The organism is Salipiger sp. CCB-MM3 (assembly GCF_001687105.1).
In the GTDB taxonomy this organism is placed as follows: Bacteria; Pseudomonadota; Alphaproteobacteria; order Rhodobacterales; family Rhodobacteraceae; genus Salipiger.
In genome coordinates this window covers 735,613-749,679 of sequence record NZ_CP014595.1, presented here as the reverse complement: position 1 = coordinate 749,679, position 14,067 = coordinate 735,613, and the positions used below count along the sequence as shown (strand labels likewise).

The window sequence follows — 14,067 nt, the reverse complement described above, 5'->3', positions numbered from 1 at the left end:
ACTGGACTTCTGCGGATGTGCACCGGTGCTGGATATGCCGCGGCGCAGCCCTAGCATGGAGCGAGGGATTGACCCCGCCATGGGTTGAGGTCAGGTTCCGCCGCGAAGAGATCACCCGGAAAGATTGCCGATGGCCCGTACCCCGCCACCCTTTGCCCCGTTCGAATGGATGATCGCCTGGCGCTACTTGCGTGCCCGGCGCGCCGAGGGCGGGGTCAGCGTGATGACCTGGATCAGCCTGATTGGCATCACTCTGGCCGTCTTTGCGCTGATCGCCACGCTGGCCGTGCGGTCGGGCTTTCGGGCCGAGTTCGTCGATACGATCCTTGGCTCGAACGCCCATGTCACCGTCTATGCCGCCGCGCGCGAGGATGAGTTTGGCCGCACCGCGCGCACCTTCCCCGATTACGCCGAGCGCGCCGACGCGGTGGCCGAAGTGCCGGGCGTCACCCGCGCCGCACCGCTGGTGAAGGGGCAGGTCATGGGCAACGCCAATGGCCGCAACGCCGGGATCGAGGTCTTTGGCATCTCGGCGGACGATCTGCAGGGCATCCGCCGCATCGTCGATCCCGAGACCGGCCGCGGCGATCTGGCGCGCTTTGGCGAGGGCATTGCGCTCGGCTCGGGCGTGGCGCGTGAACTGGGCGTGGATGTGGGCGACGAGATCAAGCTGATCTCGCCCGACGGGGTGAAGACCGCCTTCGGCGTCTCGCCGCGCGTCAAAGCCTATGAGGTGACATGGATCTTCACCGCCGGGCGCTACGACATCGACCGCACCCGCGCCTATATGCCCTTCGAGGAGGCGCAGCTTTATTTCAATCGCGAAGGCGTGGCGGACGAGCTTGAAGTGATGGTCGAAGACCCCGAGCAGGTCGACGGCATGGCCACGGCGATCCAGCAGGCCGCCGGGCAGGGGGCGCTGGTCTGGACGTGGCAGGACGCCTCGGGCGGCTTCCTGCGCGCGCTGGAGGTCGAGGACAATGTGATGTTCGTGATCCTCTCGGTGCTGGTGCTGATCGCCACGATGAACATCGTCTCGGGGCTGATCATGCTGGTGAAGAACAAGGGCCGCGACATCGGCATCCTGCGCACCATGGGCCTCACCGAAGGCTCGGTGCTGCGCGTCTTCTTCATCTGCGGCGCCTTCACCGGGGTGATCGGTACCATCATGGGCGTGGTGCTGGGCTGCCTTTTCGCCATCTACATCGACCCGATCTTTTCCTTTGTGAACTACGTCGCGGGCGGCGGCGTCTGGGACCCGGCGGTGCGCGGCATCTATGCGCTGCCCGCCAAGCTGCAGTGGGGCGATGTGTTCAGCGCCATGGCGCTGTCGCTCGGCCTCAGCTTCATCGTGACGATCTTTCCCGCGCGCCGCGCCGCGCGCATGAACCCCGTGGAGGCGCTGCGTTATGAGTGATCCCGTTCTGCGCCTGTCGGGCATCGAGAAATTCTACAACCGCGGCGCGCCCAATGAGGTGCAGGTGCTGCGCGGGGCCTCGCTCGAGGTGGCGCGCGGCGAGGTGGTGGCTCTGGTCGCGCCCTCGGGGGCGGGCAAGTCGACGCTGCTTCATATCGCCGGGCTGCTCGACACCGCCGACGCGGGCGAGGTCGCGATCGCGGGCGAGGTGCTGGGCGGCAAGTCCGACCGCCGCCGCACCATCGTGCGCCGTCAGGAGGTGGGCTTTGTCTATCAGTTCCACCACCTGCTTCCCGAGTTCACCGCGCTCGAGAACATCACCCTGCCGCAACTGGCCAATGGGGTGCCCGCCGCCGAGGCCGAGGCGCGGGCCAAGGATCTGCTCGCCAGCGTCGAGCTTCAGGACCGGGTGGCGCATCGCCCCGCCGCGATGTCGGGCGGCGAGCAACAGCGCGTCGCCTTCTGCCGCGCCATGGCCAATGCGCCCAAGCTGCTGCTGGCCGACGAGCCCACCGGCAACCTCGATCCGACCACCTCGGACCGGGTGTTCGGCGCGCTGATGACGCTGGTGCGCGAGACCGGGCTCTCGGCGCTGATCGCCACGCACAACCTTGAACTTGCGGGCCGTATGGACCGGCAGGTCGAGATGCGTGACGGCCAGCTCGTGCCGCTCTGAGCGCCGCGAGAAGACCCCGGCGGGGCCGCGGCCCCGCCTGATTTTTGTCAATTTTGAGCGTCAGGGTTCCGGGGACTAACCCTCTGGAGCCGCTTTCATGCCGCTGGAACTTCTTGTCGCGCTCGCGGCGCTTTTCCCCTTCGCCGCCGTCGCCTTTCCCATGGGCGATGATGATGACGAAGAGGACACCTCGGACGACAGCGACGAGCTTGACCTCGGCGATGGGATGATCCTGCCGGTGGAGGAGGAGACCGACACCGAAGACGGTCTGACCGACGACAGCACCGAAGAACCCACCGAAGAACCCACCGAAGAAACCACCGACGACAGCACCGGCGACGTTGCCGAAGACGCGACCGACGCGGATGCGTCCGATGCCGACGAAGACAGCACAGATGAAGAGACTTCGGACGAAGAGACCGGCACACCCGCGGACTTGATCGGGGACGATGCGGCGGACGACACAGTGGACGAGACGGCGGGCGAGGACAGCGGCACCTCGGGTGCCACTGATGACACTGCTGACGAGACCACCGAAGACACCTCCGACGACACCACCTCTGGCGCCACGTCCGGAGACGACACGCTCACCGGCACCGATATCGGCGACATTCTCGCGGCGGGCGATGGTGCGGATGTGCTCAGCGGCGGCGGTGGCTCCGACAGCCTGTCGGGCGAGGCGGGCGACGATTACGCCGAAGGCGGCAGTGGCGGCGACACGCTCGAAGGCGGCACCGGTGCCGACACGCTGCTCGGCGGCTCGGGCGACGATCTGCTCTGGGGCTCGGACGAGGATGAGGACGATGGCGAGAGCGATCTGCTGATCGGCGGCACCGGCGACGACACGCTGATGCTCGGCGAAGGTGACATTGGGCTTGGCGGTGCCGGGGCCGATACCTTCACGCTCGAAGATGGCGCGATCGTCGAGGATTTCGACGAGGAGGAAGACCTCATCGTCTTCAGCTACAGCGGCAGCACCGCGCCCGGCATCGCCTCGCAGGTGGCAAGCTCCAGCGGTCTGGTGGTGACGCTCGACAATGGCGCCTCGGTGACGCTGATCGGGCGCAGCGCGCCGATCACCTCGGCCAGCCTCGCCTTCATCGCCGAAAGCTGAGCCGCGCGCTCAACGCTGCGCGAGGAAAACGCCCGCCGCCATCATCGCGATCCCAAGCCCGCGCTGCGCCGAGATCGGCGCGGGTTTCACGCCGAGCAGACCGAAATGGTCGATCAGCGCGGCGCTGATCAATTGCCCCAGCAGCACGAAAAACACCGCCCGCCCGACGCCGAAAGTGGGCGCCACATAGGTGATGCTCAGCACGTAGAAAGCGACGAAAAGCCCGGCAAGAAACAGGTGCTTGGGCGCATCCGCCGCGCGCGCGATGGGCCGCGGATCAAGCGAGAAGAGCACGATCAGGCTGGCGCTCAGCGCCACGCAGAACAGGATCACCGCCGCCGCCGCGGGCGAGCCCAGCCAGCCCCCGAGCCGCGCATTGAGCGCCGCGAGCACCGGAATGCCGATCCCGGCTGCGAGCATGATGAGGGCTTGGGATGGCATGGGGATCTCCGGGAACGTCAGATTCCGCGCGACACTGGCCCGGCGCGGCGCGAATGTCACCCCACCGCAGAGCGCCATGTTGCAGGTCGCCCCGCCGCCTGTCGACCCGCGAAGCGGCGCTGCGGCCTTGATCCGCCGGGCGCGGCGGGCGAGACATGAGGCGACAGGCAAGACGAGGGATACGCCGATGAGCACCGAACTGACAGAAACCACAGATCAAACTACGGGCCAAATAACAGATCAAACCACGGGCGCGCCGCTGAAACCGCGGGTCTGGGCACTGGGCGCGGCGGCGCTGCTGGCGCTCGGCGCCTGCATGGAGGCCGCGATGCCGGAACCGGCGGACGGGCAGGCGCTCTTCGTGGAATATTGTGCGGCCTGCCATGGCAACTCGGCCAAGGGCGACGGCCCGCTGGCGACCGATCTTGGGGTGGTGCCGGCGGATCTGACGCTGATCGCCGCGCATCGCGGGGGCAGCTTTCCGCGCGCCGAGGTGCTGTCGAAGATCGACGGCTACACGAGCGCTGATCTCGATGGTCCCGGCATGCCCGAGTTCGGCGAATTGCTGAAAGGGGACGAACTGCCGCTCGACACCGGCGACGGGGTGCTGACGCCGACGCCGCGCAAGATGGTGGCGCTGCTCGAATACCTCGAATCGATTCAGGTGGCTGACTAAGGCCAACGTCCTTCGAAGGACGTTGTAAAAGCCTTCGAAGGCTTTTGTCCCCGCCGCGCTGAACACGCGCGGCGGTTCCCAGTCTCCGGTCTCCTGCCTCCGGTCCGCGGGGCAGGGGCAGACCTAGGCGCCCACCGCCTTCCGCGCCATGTCCCAGTAAAGCGTCGCCACTTCCTCTTCCGACAGGCGCCCGCCCTCGCGGTACCACGTGTTGACCCCGGTCAGCATGGCGATCAGCGCAAAGGCGGCGATCCGCGTATCCGGCACCGACAGCTGTCCGGCGGCGCGCCCGTCGCGCAGGATCTCTTCCAGCACCGCCTCATAGCGCCCGCGCAGCGCCTCGATCACCGCGAAGTTCTCGGGCTCGAGATTGCGCAGCTCCATATAGGAGATGAAGATCGACTCCGGGTGCCGCAGGGTGAAGCCGATGTGGAACCGCACGAAGGCCTCGAGCCGCGCCAGCGGATCGTTAGGCCGCGGCTCGGCCTGCCACGCCTCGAGCAGCTCATCCATATGGCCCTTCAACAGCGAGACCAGCAGCGCCTGCTTGTCGGGGATGTAATTGTAAAGCGCCCCGGCCTGCACGCCCACATCCGACGCGATCTTGCGCATCGAAACGGCGGCATAGCCGTGCTTGGCAAAGAGCCGCAGCGCCGCCTCGCGGATCCGCGGCCCGGTGATGTCGGAATGCGATCCAGCGGTACGGGCCATGCGATCACTATTATCTGAACGGTTGTTCAGATCAAGCGCGATACGCCGTGCCCTTGCCCTGCGCCACCGCTTGCGGCAAGACGGGCACAGTGTCCAGCGAAAGACGTCTTACCGCCATGCGCCCCGTGCTCTCGTACAGCCTCGTGCCTATCTGCCTTAGCGCCCTGCTGGTGGCCTGCACCAACTTTCCCGAATTCGACGGCGCGCAGAGCCCCGGCGTCGCCACCGCGCCGTTCCCCGATCTGGTGCCTCTGTCCGGGCTTCTTGCCGCCCCGGCGCCGATCCGCGCAGAGCCCGAAGTGACCGAGACCGTTTCGGCGCGGGCCGAAGCGCTGCGCCGCCGTGCGAGCAGCCTGCAGGGCGATGTGGTCCAGTCCAGCGCCCGCACGCGCATGGATCAAGGCGTGCGGACGGATCTGCTGATCGCGCCCGAAAGCGCAGACCCAAGCGCCACCGAAAGCATCTCCGAGACGGAAGAGCAGGTGGGCGATCAGACGGGCGACCAGACCGGCCAATAGGCTTGCCCCGCGCGCCCCGCCGCTCCGCCAAGCGCGCCGCCGCCGCCCAGACCAGCCCGCTCTCCGGTCCATTCCCCAGCCATTCCCCAGCCAGACGCCGTTGCACAGCCGCGACGTTACGGCTAAGGCAGCGCACACCAAATCACAGCCACAAACCTCGTTTCGAAGATAGAAGGATCCCGCATATGTCTGAACCTCTGCGCCTGGGGATTGCGGGCCTTGGCACTGTCGGCGCCGGCGTCGTGAAGATCGTCCAGCAGAAGGCCGATCTTCTGCAGACCCGCTCGGGCCGCAAGATCGTGATCAGCGCGGTTTCGGCGCGCAACCGTGACAAGGACCGCGGCGTTTCGCTCGCCGACTACGCATGGGAAGACGATCCGGTGGCGCTGGCCAAGCGCGACGACGTCGATCTGCTGGTCGAACTGATGGGCGGCTCGGACGGCCCGGCCAAGGCCGCCACCGAGGCCGCGCTGAAGGCGGGCAAGGATGTGGTCACCGCCAACAAGGCGCTGCTGGCCCACCACGGTCAGGCGCTGGCCGAACTGGCCGAAAGCACCGGCGCGGTGCTGCGCTTCGAGGCCGCCGTGGCGGGCGGCATCCCGGTGATCAAGGCGCTGACCGAAGGGCTCGCCGCCAACCGCATCACCCGCGTCATGGGCGTGATGAACGGCACCTGCAACTACATCCTGACCCGGATGGAAGGCGCGGGTCTGTCCTATCAGGAAGCCTTCGCCGAGGCCGATGGTCTGGGCTATCTCGAAGCCGATCCCGAGCTTGACGTGGGCGGCATCGACGCGGGCCACAAGCTCTCGCTGCTGTCGTCCATCGCCTTCGGCACGCAGGTGGCCTTTGACGCGGTGGAGCTTGAAGGCATCGGCCGCGTGTCCATCGACGACATCCGTCAGGCCGCCGACATGGGCTACCGCATCAAGCTGCTGGGCGTCTGCCGCCTCACCGAGCGCGGCCTCGAGCAGTCGATGGCACCGAGCCTCGTGCCCGCGACCTCGCCGCTGGGCCAGCTTGAAGGCGGCACCAATATGGTGGTGATCGAGGGCGATGACGTGGGCCAGATCGTGCTGCGCGGCGCCGGTGCGGGCGAGGGGCCGACCGCCTCTGCGGTGATGGGCGACGTCATGGACATTGCTCGCGGCACCCGGCTGTCGACCTTCGGCGCCCCGGCCTCTGCGCTGGTGGCGGCGCCCTCGGCGCAGGCCACCACGCCCGCACCCTATTATCTGCGCATGGCGCTGGCCGATCGCCCGGGCGCGCTGGCCAAGGTCGCCGCGGCGCTCGGCGAGGCGGGCGTGTCGATCAACCGCCTGCGTCAATACGGGCAGAGCACCACCGCGGACACCGCGCCGGTGCTGATCGTGACCCATAAGACGACGCGCGCATCGCTCGATTCGGCCCTCGCGGCGATGGCAGAGACCGGCGTGGTGCATGGCACCCCCGTGGCGCTGCGAATCGAGGCAGTCTGACCGCGCTCTGCGTCCCAAAGGAGCGCTCTGTCATCCCGCTGATACCGGGCTGATACCGCGCTGACACCGAGCCGCCGCCGCGCTGTCCTGCGCGGCGGCGGTTAGCGCGAGCGGGCTTGCCCTTCGGCAACCGCGCGCGCTACACCCTTCCCAACGGTAAATTTTTCAAGGAAGACTCCATGTCGGCTCCCACAGATTTTAATGACCGTATGCTTTCGCTGGGCCTCGCCCGGGTCGCCGAGCAGGCCGCCATCGCCTCCGCAAGCCTGATCGGGCGCGGCGATGAGAAGGCCGCGGACCAAGCTGCGGTCAACGCCATGCGCGACCAGCTGAACATGCTGGACATCGCCGGCGTGGTGGTGATCGGCGAGGGCGAGCGCGACGAGGCGCCGATGCTCTACATCGGCGAAGAAGTGGGCACCGGCAACGGCCCGGGCGTGGACATCGCGCTCGACCCGCTCGAAGGCACCACGCTCACCGCCAAGGACATGCCGAACGCGCTCACCGTGATCGCCATGGGCCCGCGCGGCTCGATGCTGCACGCGCCCGACGTCTACATGGAAAAGCTGGCGATCGGGCCGGGCTATGCGGAAGACACCGTCACCCTCGAGATGAGCCCCTCCGAGCGGGTCGCGGCGCTGGCCAAGGCCAAGGGCTGCGCGATGACCGACATCACCGTGTGCATCCTCGAACGTCCGCGCCACGAAGATCTGATCGCCGAAGTGCGCGCCACCGGCGCCGGCATCCGGCTGATCACCGATGGCGACGTGGCGGGGGTCATGCATTGCGCCGAGTCCGAGATCACCGGCATCGACATGTACATGGGCTCGGGCGGCGCGCCGGAAGGCGTTCTGGCAGCCGCTGCGCTGAAGTGCATGGGCGGCCAGATGTACGGCAAGCTGCTGTTCCGCAACGACGACGAGCGCGGCCGCGCCGCCAAGGCCGGGATCACCGATCTCGACAAGGTCTACAAGCGCGACGAACTGGTCACCGCCGATGTGATCTTCGCCGCCACCGGCGTGACCAACGGCTCGATCCTGTCGGGCATCAAGCGTCAGCCGGGCTGGATCGAGACCGAGACCATCCTGATGCGCTCGAAGACCGGCTCGGTGCGTCGCGTGCAATACCGCAACCCCTTCGAGGGCTGAGCGCGGGCCGGCCAGCGCCGGATTTGCGTATTTTCAAAGAGAAGAAGAGGGCTCGCGGCGCGGGCCCTTTTTCGTTTTCGAGAGGTCCCGGCTTCTTCTCTTTCCAAATACGCCGCCGCGCCCGTGCCGCCCATGTGACGCCGGGCAGGCGCGCCCCGTTCCGTTTCCCGCCGTTTCGCGCTACGAGGGGGCCGATTGCGGGCAGAATGAAAAGACGCGAGGGGCGCATGAGCTATCTGGGTGTGGAGCAGTCGCTGACCGGGCGGCGCTGGGTTGGTCCGGCGGTGGAGGTCGAGCGGCAGGCCGAGGCGCTGGCGCAGATGACTCATCTGCCGCGCCCGCTCTGCGCGGTGCTGGCGCGGCTTGGCGTGGCGGGCGAAGAGGTGCCGGGGTTTCTCGAGCCGAAACTGCGCGACCTCATGCCCGACCCGCGCAGCATGCGCGACATGGAAAAGGCCTCGGGGCGGATTCTGCAGGCGGTGCAGCGGCGCGAGCGCATCGCGATCTTTGCCGATTACGACGTGGATGGCGGCAGCTCTGCGGCGCTGCTCATCGACTGGCTGCGCCAGCTGGGGCTGGAGGCGACGCTTTATGTGCCCGACCGGATCGACGAGGGCTATGGCCCGAATGTGCCCGCCATGCAGCAGCTTGCCAGCGCGCATGATCTGATCATCTGCGTCGACTGCGGCACGCTCTCGCATGAGCCCATCGCGGCGGCCAAGGGCGCCGATGTGGTGGTGCTCGACCACCACCTTGGCGGCGAGACGCTGCCAGATTGTGTCGCGGTGGTGAACCCCAACCGGCAGGACGAGGATGGTGCGCTTGCGCATCTTTGTGCCGCCGCCGTGGTCTTCATGGTGCTGGTCGATTGCGGGCGGCTGATGCGCGAGGCCGGCACGCCCGGGCCCAACCTCATGTCGCTGCTCGATCTGGTGGCGCTGGCCACCGTTGCCGATGTGGCGCCGCTGCGCGGGGTCAACCGCGCCTTCGTGCGCTCGGGTCTGCAGGTCATGGCGCGGCGCGAGCGCCCGGGCCTTGTGGCGCTGTCGGATGTGGCGCGGCTCGACACGGCGCCCTCGTCCTATCACCTTGGCTATGTGCTGGGGCCGCGGATCAACGCCGGCGGGCGGATCGGGCAGGCCGACCTTGGCGCGCGGCTGCTCGCCACCCGCGACCGGCATGAGGCCGAAGCGCTGGCCGAGCGTCTCGACAAGCTCAACTCCGAGCGCCGCGAGGTCGAGGAGGCGGTGCGCGCCTCGGCGCTGGCGCAGGCCGAAGAGCGCGGGCTCGACGCGCCGCTGGTCTGGGCGGCGGGCGAGGGCTGGCATCCGGGCGTGGTGGGCATCGTCGCCTCGCGCCTCAAGGAAATGACCAACCGCCCGTCGGTCGTCATCGGCTTCGACGGCGGCGAGGGCAAGGGCTCGGGCCGCTCTGTCTCGGGCGTCGATCTGGGCGCGAGCATCCAGAAGCTGGCCGCCGAGGGGCTGCTGATCAAGGGCGGCGGGCACAAGATGGCGGCGGGTCTCACCGTGGCCGAGGACAAGCTGGAAGCGGCCATGGAGCGGCTGGCGGAACTGTTGGCGAAACAGGGCGCGGGGCAGGGCGGTGCGGCGGATCTGCGGCTCGACGGGCTGATGATGCCCGGGGTGGCCAGCACCGAGCTTTGCGACCGGATGGAGCAGGCCGGACCCTTCGGCGCGGGCGCGCCGGGGCCGCGCTTTGCCATGCCCGATGCGCAGATCCTCTTTGCCAAGGAGGTCGGCACGGGGCACCTCAAGATCACTGCCGGGGACGGCATGGGGGCCAAGGTCGACGCGATCTGCTTTGGCGCTTTCGACACGCCCATGGGGCAGGCGCTGAGCCAGCATAAGGGCGCACGATTCCACCTCGCGGGTCGTTTCGAGATCAACGAGTGGAACGGGCGGCGCACCGTGCAGATGCGCCTGGAGGATGCCGCGCCTGCCGCAGGGTAAATGAGTTTCGAGAGGAATTTTTGTTTTTTGTCAGGTGCTTGAGAAAAAATCACCTGAGGCTCAAAAAACCGTAAAATTCCGCTTGCAAGGGGGGGGCGCTTTGACTAGAACGCCCCTCACCAGCCGGCACGGCCCGTTCGTCTATCGGTTAGGACGCCAGGTTTTCAACCTGGAAAGAGGGGTTCGATTCCCCTACGGGCTGCCACTGGTTTTGTTTCTGTCCCCGCGGGGACAGACAAAATCAGGGGTCAGAGACCGGGTCAGCTGGGGTTCATGAGGTTCGCAACAGCCTCTCCGTCGGATAGAGTTTTCGGCGGTCGCGTTGCAATGGCCCGTTCGTCTATCGGTTAGGACGCCAGGTTTTCAACCTGGAAAGAGGGGTTCGATTCCCCTACGGGCTGCCATTCCACCACTCACGCACCAGCCACCATGAACCATACGCCGAAGGCATACGTATTTCCGTGTGCCTTTTTGCGTTTGTGGGCACTGCCGTTGGGCATGCGAAAGCTGCTGTCCCCGCAGGGACAGCGCTTCGCGCGTGCTCAGGTTGGAACCTTGTGTCGCCGCCGCACGCTGGCGGGGCGGCCGGGCAGGGCGAGGCGCGCGTCGTTGCGGGCCTGTTTCGAGACCACCTTGCCCTTTGAGATCACGCAGAGCCGGTCGGGCCGAAGCCGCAGTGCCTCGATCGGATCGCCCGCGTCGAGCACCACCAGCGAGGCCATATTGCCGACCGCCAGCCCGTAGCCATCCTGATGCAGGATCTTGGCGTTCTCCTCGGTCACCATGGTGAAGCAGCGCGCCATCTCCTGCGGCGAGGTCATCTGCGCCACATGCAGCCCCATGAAGGCCACGTCGAGCATGTCTCCGGTGCCGAGCGAATACCACGGGTCGCGCACGCAGTCCTGTCCCCAGCCGACGCGGATGCCCATGGCCTGCATTTCTTTCACCCGGGTGAGGCCCCGGCGTTTGGGGTAGCTGTCGTGCCGTCCCTGCAGGGTGATGTTGATCAGCGGGTTGGGGATGGCAGAGATTTCCGCCTCTGCGATCAGTGGTAGAAGCTTGGACACGTAATAGTTGTCCATGGAGTGCATCGAGGTCAGATGGCTGCCCGCCACCCGCCCATGCAGGCCAAGCCGCTGTGTCTCATAGGCCAGCGCCTCGATATGGCGCGACAGGGGGTCGTCGGTCTCGTCGCAGTGGATGTCCACCAGCAGGCTCCGGTCTGCGGCGATCTCGCAAAGCTCTTTCAGCGAGGCGGCACCGTCCGCCATGGTGCGCTCGAAGTGGGGGATGCCGCCGACCACCTCGACGCCCATGTCGAGCGCGCGGATCAGGTTCTCGCGCCCCGTGGGGCTGCGCAAGAAGCCGTCCTGCGGGAAGGCGACGAGTTGCAGGTCGAGATAGGGTTTCACCTTTTCCTGCACCTCCAGCATCGCCGTCACGGTGTTGAGGTGATCAGGGGTGGTGTCCACATGGCTGCGGATCGCCAGAAGGCCCAGAGAGACCGCCCAGTCGCAATACTCCAGTGCGCGCGCGACCATCTCGTCTATGGTCGCCTCTTCGCGCAGCTCGCCCCAGAGGTCGATGCCCTCGAGCAGGGTGCCGCTGGCGTTGATCCGGGGTGTGCCATAGCTGAGCGTGGCGTCCATGTGGAAATGCGGATCGACAAAGGGCGGCGACACGAGGTCACCCGTGGCATCGATCGTCTCGCCTGCGTCGGAGCCCGCAAGATCGCCGATGGCGGCGATGCGGCCGCTGGTGATGCCGATGTCGGCAATGGTCCCGTCCGGCAGGGTGCCGCCGGTGACGAGGATGTCGAAAGTGGCCATTCAGCGCTCTCCGCGGTTGAAGGGGGTCATCAGCGCTGCGGGCACCTCGGCCCGGCGCGACATGAGGATAAGCGCGAGGATCGACAGCACATAGGGGATCATCAGGAAAACCTGATAGGGCACGAGCTGTCCCATGGGCGTCTGCTGCAGGCGGATCTGCAGCGCATCGAACCCGGCGAAGAGCAGCGCGCCGAGCAGCGCCTTGCCCGGCTTCCACGCACCGAAGACCACCAGCGCGATGCAGATCCAGCCGCGCCCGTTGACCATCTCGAAGAAGAAGGACGAGAAGGCCGACATGGTCAGGAAAGCGCCGCCCACGGCCATCAGGCCGGAGCCCACTATGACGGCGCCCATGCGGATCGCGGCGACCGAAAGCCCCTGCGCCTCGACCGCCTGCGGGTTCTCTCCGGCGGCGCGCACCGCAAGGCCCAGCGGCGTACGGTAGAGCACCAGCGCCACCAGCGCCGCGCAGCCGAAGGCAGCCCATGTGAGCGCGGTCTGCGAGAACAGCGCCTGCCCGAGCCACGGGATGTCCGACAGCACCGGGATGTGCAGCGGCTGGAAGGGGTCGATGCGCGGCGGGCTGGTGACCTCGGGCAGGGCGAGGCGGTAGGCGTAATAGGCCGAGGAGGTGGCGAGCATGGTGATGCCAAGCCCCACCACATGCTGCGACAGCCCGAAGGGCACGGTCAGCAGCGCATGGAGCGCACCAAACCCCATGCCTGCCAGCAGCGCCACCAGCACGCCGGGCCAGAGGCCGAGTCCGGCGTAGACCGCCATCCAGCCCGCGAAGGCACCAAAGACCATGATGCCCTCGATGCCGAGGTTCAGAACGCCCGCCCGCTCGCAGATCAGCTCTCCGAGCGTGGCGAAGATCAGCGGCGAGGCGATGCGCAGCACGGCGGCCCAGAAGCTGGCGGAGATGAGAATGTCGATGATCTCGGTCATCCGCGCACCACCCGGACTTTTGTGAGCAGGATCGCCAGCACCATGAACAGGAGCGCCGTGGCGAGCAGGATGTCGGCAATGTACGTCGGCACGCCCGCGGCGCGCGACATGCTGTCGGCGCCGACGAAGACCCCCGCCACGAAGAGCGCAGAGACGACGACCCCCAAGGGGTGCAGCAGTGCCAGCATGGCGACGACGATGCCGGTATAGCCGAAACCGGGCGAGAGATCGGCGGTGAGATTGCCCTTCATCCCCGCGACCTCGGAAAAGCCCGCGAGCGCGGCGAGCCCGCCGGAGATCAGCGCGGTCTTCACCAGCACGCGGCCCACCGGAATGCCCGCGAAACGTGCCGCCTCCGGGTTCAGGCCGGTGGCACGGATCTCATAGCCGAGCGTGCTGCGGGTCTGCATGACCCAGACCGCGAGTGCCGAGAGGAGCGCCAGCCCGAACCCCCAGTGCAGCCGCAGCCCCTCGACGATGCGCGGCAGGCGCGCGTCGCGCGGCAGGGCTGGGGACTTGGGCCAGCCCATGCCCATGGGATCCTTCAGCGGGCCTTCGAGCAGGTAGGAGATGAACAGCGCCATGATGAAGTTGATCAGCAGCGTGGTGACCACCTCGTCGACGCCGAGCCGTGTCTTCAGCAGCACCGGGCCGAGCAGCACCAGCGCCCCTGCCAGAATGGCCCCAAGCGCCATGAGCGGCAGCGCGAGAGGCCCCGGCAGGCCAAGCTGCGTGCCGATCACCACGGTGACCAGCGCGCCCGCGTAGAGCTGCGCTTCGGCGCCGATGTTCCAGAGCTTGGCGCGGAAGGCGACCGAGATGGCGAGGCCGGTGAAGATAAGCGGCGTGGCGCGGTTGAGCGTTTCCAGCAGGGCAAATTTCGAGCCAGCGGCGCCTTTGATGATCAGCCCCAGCGTGGCCAGCGGATCGGCCCCGGCGATGAGCGCCAGCCCCATGGCGACCAGCACCGTGGCGCCGAGCGCCAGCGCGGGCAGCCCCAAAGTGCGGGCGGGCGAGGGGGCGGTGATGGGATCAAGGCGCATAGGGGGCTCTGATGAAGGGTGCCTTTGCCCAGCCTGAGGCGTGGGCGGAGGGCGCGGGATATGCGTATTTGGAAAGAGAAGAAGGCGGGAGGTGG

Annotated in this window: 13 protein-coding genes and 2 tRNA genes; 10 read left to right on the top strand and 5 right to left on the bottom strand. The window is 67.5% G+C overall.

The window, feature by feature from the left end; translation table 11 throughout:
* The first annotated feature begins 130 nt into the window (after window positions 1-130).
* The 3 genes from AYJ57_RS03635 to AYJ57_RS03625 all read left to right on the top strand — a co-directional run bounded on the left by AYJ57_RS03635 (window position 131) and on the right by AYJ57_RS03625 (window position 3,207).
* Entirely contained in the window at window positions 131-1,417 is a 1,287-nt protein-coding gene (locus AYJ57_RS03635) for a lipoprotein-releasing ABC transporter permease subunit (protein ID WP_066101344.1), read from the top strand.
* Window positions 1,410-2,093 (top strand): ABC transporter ATP-binding protein, encoded by a 684-nt coding sequence (locus AYJ57_RS03630; RefSeq protein ID WP_066101339.1) that lies wholly within the window; start codon window positions 1,410-1,412, stop codon window positions 2,091-2,093. The genes AYJ57_RS03635 and AYJ57_RS03630 overlap by 8 nt, the downstream gene beginning before the upstream one ends.
* A gap of 97 nt (window positions 2,094-2,190) precedes the next feature.
* Complete coding sequence (locus AYJ57_RS03625; RefSeq protein ID WP_066101337.1) at window positions 2,191-3,207, top strand: calcium-binding protein; 1,017 nt, start codon at window positions 2,191-2,193, stop codon at window positions 3,205-3,207.
* A gap of 9 nt (window positions 3,208-3,216) precedes the next feature.
* Here AYJ57_RS03625 and AYJ57_RS03620 read toward each other — a convergent pair whose 3' ends face one another.
* Entirely contained in the window at window positions 3,217-3,648 is a 432-nt protein-coding gene (locus tag AYJ57_RS03620; protein WP_066101334.1) for a DMT family transporter, read from the bottom strand.
* 187 nt (window positions 3,649-3,835) lie between these two features.
* On the opposite strand from AYJ57_RS03620, the gene AYJ57_RS03615 reads away from it, so the two are divergent.
* Complete coding sequence (locus AYJ57_RS03615; protein WP_442974650.1) at window positions 3,836-4,324, top strand: c-type cytochrome; 489 nt, start codon at window positions 3,836-3,838, stop codon at window positions 4,322-4,324.
* A gap of 123 nt (window positions 4,325-4,447) precedes the next feature.
* On the opposite strand, the gene AYJ57_RS03610 is transcribed toward AYJ57_RS03615, so the two are convergent.
* Window positions 4,448-5,035, bottom strand: coding sequence for a TetR/AcrR family transcriptional regulator (locus AYJ57_RS03610; RefSeq protein ID WP_066101331.1), 588 nt, complete (start codon window positions 5,033-5,035; stop codon window positions 4,448-4,450).
* Window positions 5,036-5,124: 89 nt separating this feature from the next.
* Here AYJ57_RS03610 and AYJ57_RS03605 point away from each other — a divergent pair, with 89 nt between their 5' ends.
* The 6 genes from AYJ57_RS03605 (at window position 5,125) to AYJ57_RS03580 (ending at window position 10,556) form a co-directional block, all read left to right on the top strand.
* Window positions 5,125-5,553, top strand: a complete 429-nt coding sequence (locus AYJ57_RS03605) for a hypothetical protein (protein WP_193789507.1) — start codon at window positions 5,125-5,127, stop codon at window positions 5,551-5,553.
* 185 nt (window positions 5,554-5,738) lie between these two features.
* Window positions 5,739-7,031, top strand: coding sequence for a homoserine dehydrogenase (locus AYJ57_RS03600; RefSeq protein ID WP_066101321.1), 1,293 nt, complete (start codon window positions 5,739-5,741; stop codon window positions 7,029-7,031).
* A 179-nt stretch (window positions 7,032-7,210) separates the two neighbouring features.
* Window positions 7,211-8,179, top strand: a complete 969-nt coding sequence (glpX, locus tag AYJ57_RS03595) for a class II fructose-bisphosphatase (protein ID WP_066101316.1) — start codon at window positions 7,211-7,213, stop codon at window positions 8,177-8,179.
* A 227-nt stretch (window positions 8,180-8,406) separates the two neighbouring features.
* On the top strand, window positions 8,407-10,152 hold the full coding sequence (gene recJ / locus AYJ57_RS03590; protein WP_066101313.1) for a single-stranded-DNA-specific exonuclease RecJ: 1,746 nt from the start codon (window positions 8,407-8,409) through the stop codon (window positions 10,150-10,152).
* Between the two features lie 130 nt (window positions 10,153-10,282).
* A tRNA-Glu gene (locus AYJ57_RS03585) sits at window positions 10,283-10,357 on the top strand.
* 124 nt (window positions 10,358-10,481) lie between these two features.
* Window positions 10,482-10,556: transfer RNA gene (locus tag AYJ57_RS03580), tRNA-Glu, on the top strand.
* 138 nt (window positions 10,557-10,694) lie between these two features.
* On the opposite strand, the gene AYJ57_RS03575 is transcribed toward AYJ57_RS03580, so the two are convergent.
* The 3 genes from AYJ57_RS03575 to AYJ57_RS03565 are packed head-to-tail and all read right to left on the bottom strand — an operon-like array spanning window position 10,695 to window position 13,972.
* A complete protein-coding gene (locus AYJ57_RS03575) occupies window positions 10,695-11,981 on the bottom strand; it encodes an amidohydrolase family protein (protein WP_066101310.1) in 1,287 nt (428 codons plus the stop codon).
* Window positions 11,982-12,929, bottom strand: a complete 948-nt coding sequence (locus tag AYJ57_RS03570) for an ABC transporter permease (protein WP_066101307.1) — start codon at window positions 12,927-12,929, stop codon at window positions 11,982-11,984. It lies immediately after the preceding gene.
* On the bottom strand, window positions 12,926-13,972 hold the full coding sequence (locus tag AYJ57_RS03565; RefSeq protein ID WP_066101304.1) for an ABC transporter permease: 1,047 nt from the start codon (window positions 13,970-13,972) through the stop codon (window positions 12,926-12,928). The genes AYJ57_RS03570 and AYJ57_RS03565 overlap by 4 nt, the downstream gene beginning before the upstream one ends.
* Between the last annotated feature and the right edge of the window lie 95 nt (window positions 13,973-14,067).